The following is a 13,946-nucleotide window of genomic DNA, read 5'->3' as shown; positions in this document are numbered from 1 at the left end:
CAACGCGGGACGCTGCGCGTATCTTCCGTGCGGCCGGCGTCCGCTGGCTCAACCGTGGTCCCCACCCCCTGGGGCGATCGGCCACTCGATCCGCCGATCACCGTCCCACCGCCGAATACCCACCACGGTAGCCGCCAAATCCCGCTCGGCGGCCACCGCGTCGATCGCCGCGGGCCAGTGCTCCGGTCTCAGCCGCCGTGCCAGCGTCACGTGCGGCGTCCACGCGTCCGGGCACATGGTCGCCGGAACGCCGGGGCACGCGTCGACGACCGCCGCGATGCACCGTTGCATCGTCAGCAGGTCCTCGGTGGGCACCACCAGCCGTACCAGAATGGGATGCCGGGCGCCGAATATCAGCAGGCCGCCCAGCCTGATCGGGAGCGGGCGGAACGGAAGGGCGGCCAGTGTCCGGTCCAGCCGGGGCCAGATCTCGCGGGCGACCGCCACGGTGATGTGCGGCCGGTGTTCCGGTGTGGGACTGTGCATTCCGGCCTCGGCCAGCATGCGCCACTGCCGGCGAATCTCGGCCTCCGCCGCCTCGTCGAGCACCAGCTCCACCGACTGCACCATGATTCAGGCCAATTTACGCGCGGGGATCGCGTGCGGTGCGTCGAATACCCGGCTTCGCCGGCGCCCGGGCCCGCGGTGAGCCGGATGACGCGCCACCCAATAGGGTGACCCGGTGTGCCGGGCCGCGGACCGGCCGGGACGGGGTGCGAGCAGAGGAGTGAGCGCGGTGGATGCGCGGCGGGTGGTGCGGCTCGGGCTGATCGAGGGCGACGGCATCGGGCCGGAGGTGGTCCAGGCGACCCGGGCGGTGGTGGACGAGGCTCTCGCCGCGGCCGGCGCGCCCACGCCGGAATGGGTCGAACTGCCGATCGGGCATGCGGCCATCGCCGAATGCGGGGAACCCCTGCCGGAGAGCACGCTGTCGGCTCTCGCCGACCTCGACGCCTGGATTCTCGGTCCGCACGACAACGTCTCCTACGCGCCGCAGCACCGCATCGGGGCCCCGCCGGGCGGGGCGATCCGCAAACGCTTCGGCCTGTACGCGAATATCCGCCCGGCTCGGACCTTTCCGGGCGTGCGGGCGGCGGCGAAGGACATCGACCTCGTGATCGTGCGCGAGAACAGCGAGGGCTTCTACGCCGACCGCAACATGTTCGCCGGTTCGGGCGAATTCCGGCCCACCGCCGATGTGGCGATGGCCGTGGCCGTGATCACCCGGGTCGCCTGCGAACGCATCGCGCATCAGGCCTGCGCGCTGGCGGCGGCCCGGCGTGGCCGGTTGACGATCGTGCACAAGGCGAATGTGCTGCCGATGACGATGGGTCTGTTCCGCGACGTCTGCTCGGAGGTGGCCGCCGGCTACTCGGGCGTCGAGGTCGACGACGAACATGTCGACGCCGCGGCGGCCCATCTGGTCCGGGCGCCCGGTGACTATGACGTCCTGGTGACCGAGAACCTGTTCGGCGACATACTTTCCGACCTCGCGGGGGAACTCGCCGGTTCGCTGGGCCTGGCGGCCTCGCTGAACTGCTCGGCCGACAAGGCGATGGCGCAGGCGGTGCACGGCGCGGCGCCCGCGCTGGCGGGGCGTAACCGGGCGAATCCGGGCGCCCTGCACCTGTCGGCCGCGATGCTGCTGCGCTGGCTGGGCACCCGTGACGGCGATCCGGCGCTGCTCGGCGCGGGCGACCGGATCGAGCGTGCGGTGGCGGCGACCCTGGCGGCCGGTATCGCCACCGCCGACCTCGGCGGACTGGCCTCGACCAGTGAATTCACCGAGCAGGTCCGGGCACGCGTGCATCGCCGGTGAATCGGCGTGTACCCCTGCCGCCGGTCGCGGCGCGCATTAACCTTCGGTAACCGACCGGCGCATCCCGTGCCGATCGCCTAGATTTTCGATGGCTGCATTGCTACACGGCGATCCGCCCATGGTGGCGGGTCGCGCGAATACGGAGGGCCGCGTGTCAGTTCGACTCGGCGCCCGCGGGTACATCCTGCGAGCCGCGTGCGTGATCGTCGGTGCGGCGGTGCTGGCAGCGGGATGCGCGGACAACACCGAGGACGAATCGCCGAAGGTGCCCAAGGTGCCGGTGACGAAGGTCGAGTCGATCGCCGCGCAGCTGCCGCCGAAGATCGCGCAGGCGGGACGGCTCGTGGTCGGTGTGAACGTTCCGTATCAGCCCAACGAGTACCGGGATCCGCACACCGGGCAGATCATCGGATTCGACGTCGATCTGATGGATGCGGTCGCGGGCGTGCTCGGTGTGCGCGCCGACTATCAGGAAGCCGACTTCGAGAAGATCATTCCCGCGATCGAGGCCGGCACCGTCGATGTGGGCATGTCGTCGTTCACCGACAATCTGACACGGGAGAAGACCGTCGACTTCGTCGACTATTTCTCCGCCGGCATCCAGTGGGCACAACGCAAGGGCCGTCCCATCGATCCGAACAACGCCTGCGGCAAGAAGGTCGCCGTGCAGCGCACCACCACCGAGGACATCGACGAGATCCCGGCGAAATCGAAGGCCTGCACCGATGCCGGCAAGCCCGAGATCCACAAGATGTCCTACGACGAACAGAGTGCGGCGGCCACCGCACTGGTCCTCGGCCAAGTGGACGCCATGTCCGCCGACTCGCCGGTCACCGCGTACGCGATCAAGCGCAATCCCGACACCATCGAGGCCGCGGGTCCGGTCTTCGAGGCCGAACCCTACGGCTGGCCGGTGCCGAAGGGTTCGCCGCTGGCCCCGGTGCTGCAAGCGGCGCTGCAGCATCTGATCGATTCCGGCGTCTATCGCACCATCGCGCAGAACTGGGGCGTGGAGGCCGGAGCGATCACCACGTCGGTCATCAACGGCGCGAAAGGCTGAGTGCACATGTCCGCGCAACCCCCCGCCGGCTCGCAGACCGGGCCCGAGGCCTCGATGCCGGAGCCGATCGAGGCCGTACCGCTGCGGCGGCCGGGACGCTGGATCGCCGCGGCGGTGCTGCTGATCCTGCTCGGGCTGTTCGTCTACGGCGCCGCCACCAATCCGGCCTATCGCTGGGACACCTACTGGAAGTATCTGTTCGATCGGCGGATATCCGAGGGGGCGGTGGTCACCCTCGAACTGACCGTGCTGGCGATGGCGATCGGCGTCGTGCTCGGTGTGATCCTCGCGGTGATGCGGCTGTCGCCCAATCCGGTGCTGCGGTCGGTGTCGTGGGTGTATCTGTGGATCTTCCGCGGCACCCCGGTGTACATCCAGCTCGTCTTCTGGGGTCTGTTCCCGGCGCTGTACAAATCGGTTCAACTCGGCATCCCGTTCGGCGGGCCCAGTTTCGTGCAGTGGGATGTTCAGGACTGGTCGCAGCCGTTCATCTTCGCCATGATCGGCCTGGGACTGAACGAGGCCGCCTACATGGCCGAGATCGTGCGTGCCGGAGTCAATTCGGTGGGTGAGGGGCAGCGTGAGGCGTCGGTGGCGCTGGGTATGTCGTGGGGGCAGACCATGCGGCGCACGGTGTTGCCGCAGGCGATGCGGGTGATCATCCCGCCCACCGGCAACGAGCTGATCTCCATGTTGAAGACCACCTCACTGGTCACCGCGATCCCGCTGACCACCGATCTGTACGGCCGCGCCCGCGATATCTACGGCATCAACTTCCAGCCGATCCCGCTGCTGCTGGTCAGCGCGACCTGGTATCTGGCGATCACCAGTGTGCTGATGGTCGGCCAGTTCTATCTCGAGCGGTACTACTCGCGCGGGGTGACACGGCAGTTGACCGGCCGGCAGCTGCGCGCGCTGGCCACCGCTCAGCAGATCACGGAGGCCGGTAAATGAGCAGCGCCACGGCGGCTTCGGCCGATGTCCCGATGATCCGCGCCGAGCGGGTGTGCAAGAACTTCGGTGCGCTGCAGGTGTTGCAGGGGGTGTCGCTCGAGGTCGCGCGCGGGCAGGTGATGTGCCTGATCGGCCCGTCCGGCTCCGGCAAGTCGACCTTTCTGCGCTGTATCAACCATCTGGAACGGGTGAATGCCGGGCGGCTCTACGTCGACGGCGATCTGGTGGGCTATCGCGAGCGCGGCGGCAAACTCTACGAGTTGCGGCCGCGCGAGTCGGCGCGCCAGCGTCGTGACGTCGGCATGGTCTTCCAGCACTTCAACCTGTTCCCGCATCGCACGGCGCTGGCGAATGTGGTCGAGGCGCCGATTCATGTGAAGAAGATCTCCCGCGCCAAGGCGGTCGCTCGCGCTCGGGAACTGCTCGATCGAGTCGGCTTGGCGGACAAGGCCGATGCCTATCCCGCGCAGCTGTCGGGCGGCCAGCAGCAGCGCGTCGCCATCGCCCGCGCCTTGGCGATGGATCCGAAGCTGATGCTGTTCGACGAGCCCACCTCGGCTCTGGATCCCGAACTGGTCGGCGAAGTCCTCACGGTCATGCGCGAATTGGCGCAATCGGGCATGACGATGGTGGTCGTCACGCACGAAATGGGTTTCGCCCGCGAGGTCGCCGACCAGCTGGTGTTCATGGACGGGGGAGTGGTGGTGGAGGCCGGGGATCCGCGCGAGGTGCTGGCGAATCCGCAGCACGAGCGAACCCAGGCCTTCCTGTCCCGCATCCTGTAGGAAACGAGGGTCAGTCCTCGTCGAACGCCGTTGCGCGCGAGACCTTCTCCCATTCGCCGATGTCGGCGCGCACGGAGTCGAGGTGGCCGAGCAGGGTGTCGACCGAATCGCTGCCCAGCGGCAGCCGCAGCGGGGTGCGCTCGGCTTCGAGTGCGGCGCGGATAGCGGCCGCGGCCTTGGCCGGGTCGCCGGGCTGGGTGCCGTCGCCGCCCTCGATCATGCGGCGGGTCTTGCCGGCGGTGTCGGCGTAGACGTCGGATTCGGCGCTGAAATAGGCTGCGCCGGAACCGAACAGGCCGGTGCGGAAGGCGCCCGGCTCCACGACGAGCACTCGGATGCCGAACGGCGCCACCTCGTCGGCCAGCGCCTCCGACAACCCCTCCAGCGCGAATTTGGTGGCGCTGTAGGCGGAGAAGCCGGCGAACGACATCTGGCCGCCGACACTGCTCATCATGACGATCGCCCCGCTGCCCTGGGCGCGCATCTGCGGCAGGACGGCGCGGGTGAGCGCGGCGGGACCGAAGACGTGCAGATCGAACAGGTCACGCAACTCCCGGTCGGTGGTTTCCTCGACCGCGCCGACCTGGGTGCGGCCGGCATTGTTGACCAGCACGTCGATGCGGCCGTATCGGGCGATCACATCGGTGACGACCGCGTCGATGCGGGCAGTGTCGGTGACGTCGAGGGCGACGGCCTCGATGCGATCGGGGTGGGCGGCGACCAGATCGTCCAGCGCCGCGGTGCGGCGGGCGACCGCGACGACGATATCGCCGGCGTCGATCGCGTCCTGAGCGATCGCGCGGCCGAAACCGCTACTGGCGCCGGTGATCAGCCAGACCTTACCTGTGCTCACGGAAACTCTCCTCGATAGTTCTGGGTACGAGAGAAATCTTTGCCTGTCCCCAGTGGTGGAGTCCAAGACCTTTCGCTATAACCATGGGTTATGGATGTGCACGGGCGTGATCTGCGGTACTTCGTCGCCGTCGCCGACGAACTGAACTTCACCCGTGCGGCCGAGGCTCTGTTCATCTCCCAGCCCGCGCTGTCGAAGCAGATCCGCGCCCTGGAACGCCAGATCGGGGCGCCGCTGTTCGATCGCGACGGCCGGGCGGTCCGCCTCACTCCGGTGGGCCGGACGCTGCTGCCGCATGCGCGAAAGCTGCTGGCGGACTGGGACAGCGCGCGTGCCGAGGTGGAGGCCGCGAAGGCCGGCCAGCATGCCACCCTGACCATCGGGATCAGTACCAGCCCGGGGCGCGGTTTGCTGCCGGCCGTGAGGTCCCGGTTCGCCACCGCGTTCCCGCATGCGAAACCCGCGCTGCGTCAACTGGGCTGGTCCGATCCGACCGCCGGACTGGCCGATGCCGGCGCCGATGTCGCCTTCGTCTGGCTGCCACTGGCCCAGCCGGACCGCTACGACTGGATCGTGGTGGCACGCGAACCGCGCATGGTGGCGCTGCCCGAAAATCACCCTCTCGCAGCGCATTCGGTGGTGGATTTCGCAGACCTGCTCGAGGAACCGTTCCTCGCGCTGCCGGAGTCGGCGGCCGAGTTGCGTGACTACTGGCTGGCCGTCGACGCACGTGGCGGCCGTGCCCCGGTCATCGGGGCGGTGATCTCCAGCACCGAGGAAACCTACGAGGCACTGCTGAACGGTGACGGTGTGGTGCTTCTCGCGGCAGGCAATGTTCCGCTCATCGCGCACGAGGGCGTGGTGGCCCGCGAAGTACGCGGCATCGGCCCGAGCGAACTGGCGCTGGCGTGGCGGCGCGGCGACTCCCGCCCGCTCGTCCGCGGATATATCGATGCGTGCCGCTCGGCGGTCGGTGCCGGATGAGCCGTCGGCGGACGCGAGCGGCTCGCCTCGCGGCCGCGCCCGCCGAGTCGGGACGTCGGCGCGCGGGCCGGTAGACGCCTCGAGTTCCGCGCACCGGGGGCCGCCATCGCATGCCCCGTCTCAGCGGTGCCCCGCCCTGCGGTGGCCCAGGGCGATCCGCAACTGCCCGAGCAGTACCTTCGCGGCCGGCGCCGCCGGTCGATCCGAACGCCACACCAGGCCGAGTTGTCCGTGCAACTCCGGGTCGGTGATCTCGATCATCCGGACTCCCGCGGCCTCGGCGTGGGTGGCGTCGAGGGCCGGAACCACGGCGATTCCCAGCCCACCGGCCGCCAGCTGAACGAGCAGCGGCGGCGCGGCGGCCTCGAACTCGATCTTCGGAGTGAATCCCGCAGCGGCACAGCAATGTTCGAGCACGCCACGAATTCCGGTGCCTCGCGGCAGGCAGATCAGGGAGCGCTCACGCAACTCGGTCAGCGCGATCCGCGAGCCGAATTCGTGGTCGTCGCGCGCTACGGCCGCGGCCAGGCGCGTCTCGAAGACGATGTCGACGGCCAGGCGCTCGTCGAGTTCCGCGCCGGTCAGCCCGACCAGGGCGATATCGAGTTCGCCGTGGGCCAGCGCGGCGAGCATCCGCTCCGTGGTGTCCTCGGTGAGGGTGATACCGACCTGCGGATGATCCCGGTGGAAGGCCGACAGGACCGTCGCGACGTCGAACTCCTCGGTCGCCGCCCCGGAGATCAGGCCGATACGCACCTGCCCCCGCAACAGTCCGGTGAACTCGTCGACGGTGAACGAGATCTGTTGTGCCGCAGTCAATGCCGATTGTGCGTACGGCAGCACGGCGGCGCCGGCGGGGGTCAGTGTCACGGTGCGTCCCGACCGGTCCAGCAAGGGCTGACCCAATTCCCGTTCCAGCTGCCGGATCTGCGCCGAGAGACCGGGTTGCGCCAGATGCAGGCGCTGGGCCGCCCGGGTGAAATTCGCCTCCTCGGCGACGGTGACGAAGTAGCGTAACTGCCGCAGTTCCATAACTGTTCATTCTAGTATCGAGAAGAACTATCTGTTTTACTTCTCATTCGCGCGGCGGCAGAGTTCAGGACATGACGAACTCGACCTTCCCCGCCGAACTGCCCACCGTCACCGGCCCGGTCTTCCGACCGGGTGCGGACGGCTACGACGCCGAGGTCTCCGGCTTCCAGACCGCCTACACGCACCGGCCGGACCTGGTCGTCGGCGCGGTCCACGCCGAGGATGTGCGCGCGGCCGTGGAATTCGCCGCCCGGCACGGGCTGCCCGTCGCGGTCCAGGCGACCGGGCATGGGCTCTCCGTGCCGGCCGCGGGCGGTGTGCTGATCAGCACGCGCCGGATGACCGACGTGCGCGTCGATCCGGAAGCCCGCACCGCCTGGGTGGCCGCCGGTGTGCAGGCCGAGGCACTGATCGCGGCGGCGGTCGCGCACAATCTGGCGCCGCTGAACGGCTCCTCGCCCTCGGTCGGTGTGGTCGGTTATCACCTGGGTGGCGGACTCGGCATTCTGGCGCGCACCTTCGGCTACGCCGCCGACCACGTCCGCGTCCTGGAACTGGTGACGGCCGACGGACGGCTGCGCCGCCTCACCCCCGGTGACGAATTGTTCGGTGCCGCACTGGGGTCCGGCGGCAACTTCGGTGTGGTCACCGGCATGGAGCTCGAACTGTTCCCGATCACCGAGGTCTACGGCGGACAGCTCACCTTCGACACCCCGCTGGTCGAACCCGCGCTCGAGGCCTGGCGGCAGTGGACCGCCGAGGTTCCCGAGGAGATGACCTCGGCGATCACCATGATGACGATGCCCGACGTCCCGGCGATTCCGGAACCGCTGCGCGGGCGCTACCTGGCCACCGTCAACATCGCCTTCACCGGGTCGGCGGCCGACGGTGAGCGGCTGGTCCGGCCGCTGCGCGAGGTGGGTGCCCGGATCGCCGACGACCTGCGGACTATGCCCTATCGCGACACGCACGGCATCTACCGCGACCCGAGCTTCCCGCACGCCTATACCGCGACCAATGCCCTGCTGTCGGATCTGACCGCGGACGCGGCGGCGGCCTTCCTCGATGTCACCGGCCCCGAGGCGCCGGTCGCGGCGGTGGCGGGCTTCCGGCATCTCGGCGGTGCGCTGCGCCGTCCCGGTCCGGCGGGTATCGCGATGGATCACCGGGAGGCCGAATACAACGCGCGCGTCATCACGATGCCGAACTCGGACGGCCCGGATCTGCGCGGCTACCACGACCTGGTCGCGAAGACGTTGGCGCCGTGGACGATCGGCCACAATCTGAACTTCCTGTACGGCGCCGGGGAGTGGGCCGACGAGAACCAGACCCGCGCCGGATACGCCGCGCCGACGTACGACCGGCTGCAAGCGCTGAAGTCCGAATACGACCCGGCCAACCTGTTCCGTTTCAACCGCAACATCCGGCCCGCCTGAGCTGCTCCGGCGACCCGGCCCCTTGTCGCCGGGAGTATCGCTGCGCTATCGTCGTGATATCACTTCAATATTGGGAGGATGTCATGTCGCTGCGTCCGGCCTTCCGGCTGAACGGGTTCTTGATGCTGTTGGTGCTGCTGGTGGTCGGCACCGCCGGACTGATCGGCGGGGTCGCCGCCTCCAGTGCCGCCGGTTCGGGCGGGGGTGCCGGTGCGGCGATCGGAGCGGTCGCGGGCTATGTGATCCTCGCGGTCGCGGTGATCCTGCTGACCGGGCTCACCACGGTCGGCCCGAACGAGGCCAAGGTGCTGCAGTTCTTCGGCCGCTACGTCGGCTCGGTCGCCGACGCGGGCTTCTTCTGGACCCTGCCGCTGACCACCAGGCGGCGAATCTCGTTGCGGGTCCGCAACTTCGAGACGCAGAAGTTGAAGGTCAACGATTTCGACGGTAATCCGGTGGAGATCGCCGCCGTGGTGGTCTACCGGGTCGTGGACAGCTTCAAATCCGCCTTCGCCGTCGACGACTACGAGGAGTACGTGCAGACCCAGTCCGAGGCCGCGGTCCGGCACCTGGCCACCGTGCACCCCTACGACGCCGCCCCCGATGTGCTGCCCGCGGCCGTGGCGGTGACGCCCGCTCTCGCGGGGGCCGGCGACCCGGCTCCGACCAGCCTGCGCAACGGCGCCGAGGTCGCGGAGGAACTGACCACGGAACTGCGCGAGCGCACCGCGCTCGCGGGTATCGAGATTCTCGAGGCGCGCATCACGCACCTGGCGTACGCGCCGGAGATCGCCCAGTCGATGCTGGTCCGCCAGCAGGCCGCGCAGGTGGTGGCCGCGCGCAGCCGCATCGTGGAAGGTGCGGTCGGCATGGTGGGCATGGCGCTGCAGCGGCTCACCGAGGAGGGCATGGTCGACCTGGACGAGGAGCGGCGGGCGTCGATGGTGTCGAATCTGCTGGTGGTGCTGTGTGGCGATCGGTCCGCCCAGCCGGTCGTCAACACCGGAACGCTCTACTCCTGATGGCCAAGCGCGAGCCCAAGAAGGTGCTCGTCCGGCTCGATCCGGCCGTCCACGAGGCGATAGCCAAGTGGGCGGCCGACGACCTGCGCAGCATCAACGCTCAGATCGAGTACGCCCTGCGGATGGCGCTCGATCAGGTGGGGCGCTCCCCGCGGCGGGCCGGGGAGACCCCCGAATAAAAACAAACCTGACACCCGTTTCGTCCGGTATTTATTACCAGGTGGTCACGCCTTGAACACAAAACGCCCCAGGAAGTGCGAAAAGGTCACGAATGGGTAGCTTGGTGGCGTGCCAATCGTGTTCGAAACCGGGGGACTGCAGCAGCTTGACCAGACCACGTGGGGGAATCCGGCCACCCGTGACATCATCACGCTGAGCTATATCGATCTGGTACCGGACTTACCCGCCCCGCTGTCCGACATCGACACGTTGCGCCGCCGCCTCACCGAACTGCAGGCCGAGTTCGGCTGCCTGATCGAGGCACATGCCATCAGCGTGGACTCCCAGCCGGCCCTGCTGCGGCTGGAGAAGTTCCCGCTGGCCGATCAGGCGACGGGACTGGGCTTCACCGCCGGAATCGTCGTGCCCAAGGCCGGGTGCAGCGCGATCGTGAAGATCATGTGCCCCGAAACCGGCCGGTCCGGCGTCCGCGAGGCCGCGGTCGTGCCGAAGGTCGGCTTCGCGAACATGTTCCCGCCGCATCCGTACGCGCCCGAGGTCAAGGGCAAGCTGCCCTACAACATCGCCGACGACGCGCGCTGGGATCCGCAGTTCCCGGACCATCCGCTGACCCGCGCGCGGCGCTGGATCACCCACGTCAGCCGGACCGCGCGCATCGATCCGCGGTTCGCGGCGCTGCCGCCGTTCCCGGGCCCGAGCGGCGCGGAGGCGTCGACCGGTAAGGCGGCGCCCACGGGTAAGACGGAACCCGCCGCGGCATCCGCCACGCCGGTGGCCAAGCCGGATCCCGGCAAGACCACGCCCATTCCCGCGCAGACCTCGGTATCCGACGGCAAGGCGGCGGTGGCGCCGCCGCCGCTGCCGCGAGCCGCGCGGGCTAATGCCGCGACGGCTTCTCGGTAACGAAAATGGCTGTGCCGGGGAAGATCTCACCGCGCAACGGGCTCCACTGACCCCATTCGCGCTCGAGCCACTCCGGCCATTCGGGTTCGACGATGTCGAGCAGGATCAGGCCCGCGCCGACGATGTCGCGGACCCGATCGCCGATCGTGCGGTGATGTTCGACGTAGATCGGTTCGTCGTCGGCGTCGACCTCGACGTAGGGCGTCCGGTCGAAATAGGGGATCGTGGCGCGCAGTCCGTCCGGGCCCGGATCGTCGGGGAAGATCCACCGCATCGGGTGATTCACGGAGAACACCCAGCGCCCGCCCGGCCGCAGCACCCGGGCCACCTCCCGCATCACCTGGGCGGCATCGGCGACGAACGGGATCGCGCCGAACGCCGAACAGGCCAGATCGAACGATTCGTCCGCGAACGGCAGCGACTCGGCGCCGGCCTGCACCAGTGGCACCCGCGGTCCGCCGCGCGCCATGGCGGCGAGTCCGCGGTCGAGCATCGCCCGCGACAGATCCAGTCCGACCGGATGCGCACCCTGGCCGGCGAGCCAGCGCGAACACGGCGCCGATCCGCAGCCGATCTCGAGCACCCGCCGCCCGGCGACCTCGCCCAGCAGATGCCAGTCGCCTTCGTGCAAGCCCTCCGGGCACCAGACGAATTCTCCGGCCTCGGAGTCGACGCCCAGGAAATCGGCGTGGGTCTCGTGGTACTGCGCGGCGTCGGCATCCCACCAGCGCCGGTTGGCGCGCTCGCTGGCGGCCGAGCCGACGCTCGCGCGGGTCACCCGCGCGGTGCCGAGCAGGGCGTTGGCCTGGGCGTGGCGAGCGTCGTCGAGGAGGGCCGGATGCGGGTCGTCGGACATGGTTCGCAGCGTATGGCACCGCTGACCGCGGGCCCTCGCGGACGCCGTCGGGAGGTGCCCGCCGGGGTGCTCGCGAGCGGGGTGATCACGTCCCGGCCGTGACGGGTACCACACTGTGCGGGAAGGGTGTTCGGTGCGGACGTATGATCATGATGCGGGCGGGGACCCGTGTTTGCTTGGCGTAACTCACGTCGCGTACGCTGTTTCCCGCGAGTGTCTTCGGCATTTGCGTAGCCGCTGTCGGTACTGTAGCGCTCGGTACCGGGCGCAGGGGTTACGGATTTCGGAAGTCGCCCGCGGGCTGTGATTTCGCAGCCGGTGCTGTGAGTTTCTGCAGTGAGTACAGCGTTGTGCTGTGTCGCAGCGATGTGCTGTGCATGGCCGTCAACGTAGTTCCACCGCTGTGACTTCACAGCAAAACCGAGAGTTCCAATGTCCACTACCGACCACAATCCGTCCGGAGCAACCCAACATATGCCCACCACCGTCACCTCGCCGCAGGTAGCCGTCAACGACATCGGCTCCGCCGAGGACTTCCTCGCCGCCATCGACAAGACGATCAAGTACTTCAACGACGGAGATATCGTCGAAGGCACGATCGTCAAGGTCGACCGCGACGAGGTTCTGCTCGACATCGGTTACAAGACCGAAGGCGTCATCCCTTCCCGCGAACTGTCCATCAAACACGATGTCGACCCGGCCGAGGTCGTTTCCGTGGGCGATGAGGTCGAGGCCCTCGTTCTCACCAAGGAGGACAAGGAAGGCCGCCTGATCCTGTCGAAGAAGCGGGCTCAGTACGAGCGTGCGTGGGGCACCATCGAGGAGCTCAAGGAGAAGGACGAGGCCGTCAAGGGCACCGTCATCGAGGTCGTCAAGGGTGGTCTGATCCTGGACATCGGCCTGCGCGGCTTCCTCCCGGCGTCCCTGGTCGAGATGCGCCGCGTCCGCGATCTGCAGCCGTACGTCGGCAAGGAGATCGAGGCCAAGATCATCGAGCTGGACAAGAACCGCAACAACGTGGTTCTGTCCCGCCGCGCCTGGCTGGAGCAGACCCAGTCCGAGGTCCGCAGCGAATTCCTGCACCAGCTGCAGAAGGGCCAGGTCCGCAAGGGCGTCGTGTCCTCGATCGTCAACTTCGGCGCGTTCGTCGATCTCGGCGGCGTCGACGGTCTGGTGCACGTCTCCGAGCTGTCCTGGAAGCACATCGACCACCCGTCCGAGGTCGTCGAGGTCGGCATGGAGGTCACCGTCGAGGTTCTCGACGTCGACCTGGACCGCGAGCGGGTTTCGCTGTCGCTCAAGGCCACCCAGGAAGACCCGTGGCGTCAGTTCGCCCGTACCCACGCCATCGGCCAGATCGTGCCCGGCAAGGTCACCAAGCTGGTTCCGTTCGGTGCGTTCGTGCGCGTCGAAGAGGGCATCGAGGGCCTGGTGCACATCTCCGAGCTGGCCGAGCGCCACGTCGAGGTGCCGGACCAGGTTGTCGCCGTGGGCGACGACGCGATGGTCAAGGTCATCGACATCGACCTGGAGCGTCGCCGGATCTCGCTGTCGCTGAAGCAGGCGAACGAGGACTACCACGCCGAGTTCGACCCGTCGAAGTACGGCATGGCCGACAGCTACGACGAGCAGGGCAACTACATCTTCCCCGAGGGCTTCGACCCCGAGACCAACGAATGGCTCGAGGGCTTCGACAAGCAGCGGGAAGAGTGGGAAGGCCGCTACGCCGAGGCCGAGCGTCGCCACAAGATGCACACCGCTCAGATGGAGAAGATGGCGGCCGACGCCGCCGCCGAGGCCGCCAACGGCGGTGCCTCCGGTAACTACTCCTCCGAGAGCGGCGCGCAGAGCTCGTCCTCCAGCTCCTCGGAGTCGGCCGGTGGTTCGCTGGCCAGCGACGCGCAGCTCGCCGCGCTGCGTGAGAAGCTGTCCGGCAACGCGTAATTCGCTGAGCTGAAACGAAGGCCCCGGTCCGATGGACCGGGGCCTTCGCCCATCTCCGGGCCGTCCATTCAGCCCGTCGCCACCGCCTCGCCATCGCGTCGCTACCGCCGGTCCATTA

At 68.5% G+C, this 13,946-nt stretch carries 14 protein-coding genes; 10 read left to right on the top strand and 4 right to left on the bottom strand.

Features of this window, described 5'->3' with window-relative positions; all coding sequences use genetic code 11:
- Positions 1-48 precede the first annotated feature (48 nt).
- The gene (locus NMI01S_RS18640; protein WP_062998950.1) at positions 49-570 is read right to left on the bottom strand and encodes a 2'-5' RNA ligase family protein; all 522 of its coding nucleotides are present in this window, start codon (positions 568-570) and stop codon (positions 49-51) included.
- Between the two features lie 157 nt (positions 571-727).
- Here NMI01S_RS18640 and NMI01S_RS18635 point away from each other — a divergent pair, with 157 nt between their 5' ends.
- The 4 genes from NMI01S_RS18635 (at position 728) to NMI01S_RS18620 (ending at position 4,618) form a co-directional block, all read left to right on the top strand.
- Complete coding sequence (locus NMI01S_RS18635; RefSeq protein ID WP_439956278.1) at positions 728-1,819, top strand: isocitrate/isopropylmalate dehydrogenase family protein; 1,092 nt, start codon at positions 728-730, stop codon at positions 1,817-1,819.
- A 118-nt stretch (positions 1,820-1,937) separates the two neighbouring features.
- Positions 1,938-2,879: an ABC transporter substrate-binding protein gene (locus tag NMI01S_RS18630; protein WP_084513067.1), complete on the top strand. Its 942-nt coding sequence runs from the start codon at positions 1,938-1,940 to the stop codon at positions 2,877-2,879.
- A gap of 6 nt (positions 2,880-2,885) precedes the next feature.
- Complete coding sequence (locus NMI01S_RS18625) at positions 2,886-3,833, top strand: amino acid ABC transporter permease (RefSeq protein WP_062999790.1); 948 nt, start codon at positions 2,886-2,888, stop codon at positions 3,831-3,833.
- Entirely contained in the window at positions 3,830-4,618 is a 789-nt protein-coding gene (locus NMI01S_RS18620) for an amino acid ABC transporter ATP-binding protein (protein ID WP_062998948.1), read from the top strand. Before NMI01S_RS18625 ends, NMI01S_RS18620 begins: the two co-directional genes overlap by 4 nt.
- A gap of 10 nt (positions 4,619-4,628) precedes the next feature.
- Here the strand turns inward: NMI01S_RS18620 and NMI01S_RS18615 are convergent, their stop codons facing one another.
- Complete coding sequence (locus NMI01S_RS18615; RefSeq protein WP_062998946.1) at positions 4,629-5,471, bottom strand: oxidoreductase; 843 nt, start codon at positions 5,469-5,471, stop codon at positions 4,629-4,631.
- A gap of 90 nt (positions 5,472-5,561) precedes the next feature.
- On the opposite strand from NMI01S_RS18615, the gene NMI01S_RS18610 reads away from it, so the two are divergent.
- Positions 5,562-6,455: a LysR family transcriptional regulator gene (locus NMI01S_RS18610; RefSeq protein WP_062998944.1), complete on the top strand. Its 894-nt coding sequence runs from the start codon at positions 5,562-5,564 to the stop codon at positions 6,453-6,455.
- Positions 6,456-6,575: 120 nt separating this feature from the next.
- On the opposite strand, the gene NMI01S_RS18605 is transcribed toward NMI01S_RS18610, so the two are convergent.
- Positions 6,576-7,487, bottom strand: coding sequence for a LysR family transcriptional regulator (locus NMI01S_RS18605; RefSeq protein WP_062998942.1), 912 nt, complete (start codon positions 7,485-7,487; stop codon positions 6,576-6,578).
- A 71-nt stretch (positions 7,488-7,558) separates the two neighbouring features.
- Between NMI01S_RS18605 and NMI01S_RS18600 the strand changes: the two genes are divergently transcribed.
- From NMI01S_RS18600 to NMI01S_RS18585, 4 genes are all read left to right on the top strand, one after another.
- Positions 7,559-8,923, top strand: a complete 1,365-nt coding sequence (locus tag NMI01S_RS18600; protein WP_062998940.1) for an FAD-binding oxidoreductase — start codon at positions 7,559-7,561, stop codon at positions 8,921-8,923.
- Positions 8,924-9,006: 83 nt separating this feature from the next.
- On the top strand, positions 9,007-9,945 hold the full coding sequence (locus NMI01S_RS18595; protein ID WP_062998938.1) for an SPFH domain-containing protein: 939 nt from the start codon (positions 9,007-9,009) through the stop codon (positions 9,943-9,945).
- Positions 9,945-10,124 carry a type II toxin-antitoxin system antitoxin gene (locus NMI01S_RS18590; protein WP_062998936.1) on the top strand — a complete coding sequence of 60 codons (180 nt, stop codon included), beginning with the start codon at positions 9,945-9,947 and terminating at the stop codon, positions 10,122-10,124. The genes NMI01S_RS18595 and NMI01S_RS18590 overlap by 1 nt, the downstream gene beginning before the upstream one ends.
- A 109-nt stretch (positions 10,125-10,233) precedes the next feature.
- Positions 10,234-11,028 (top strand): hypothetical protein, encoded by a 795-nt coding sequence (locus tag NMI01S_RS18585; protein ID WP_174554545.1) that lies wholly within the window; start codon positions 10,234-10,236, stop codon positions 11,026-11,028.
- Here NMI01S_RS18585 and NMI01S_RS18580 read toward each other — a convergent pair.
- The gene (locus tag NMI01S_RS18580; RefSeq protein WP_062998935.1) at positions 11,003-11,884 is read right to left on the bottom strand and encodes a class I SAM-dependent methyltransferase; all 882 of its coding nucleotides are present in this window, start codon (positions 11,882-11,884) and stop codon (positions 11,003-11,005) included. The genes NMI01S_RS18585 and NMI01S_RS18580 overlap by 26 nt on opposite strands.
- 474 nt (positions 11,885-12,358) lie before the next feature.
- Here NMI01S_RS18580 and rpsA point away from each other — a divergent pair, with 474 nt between their 5' ends.
- The gene (rpsA, locus tag NMI01S_RS18575; protein WP_036500565.1) at positions 12,359-13,828 is read left to right on the top strand and encodes a 30S ribosomal protein S1; all 1,470 of its coding nucleotides are present in this window, start codon (positions 12,359-12,361) and stop codon (positions 13,826-13,828) included.
- The last annotated feature ends 118 nt before the right edge of the window (positions 13,829-13,946 follow it).

The sequence above is a fragment of the Nocardia mikamii NBRC 108933 genome, from assembly GCF_001613505.1.
Classification (GTDB): domain Bacteria; phylum Actinomycetota; class Actinomycetes; order Mycobacteriales; family Mycobacteriaceae; genus Nocardia; species Nocardia mikamii.
Note: the sequence above shows the minus strand (reverse complement) of the source record. Positions and strands in the feature narration are given on the sequence as shown.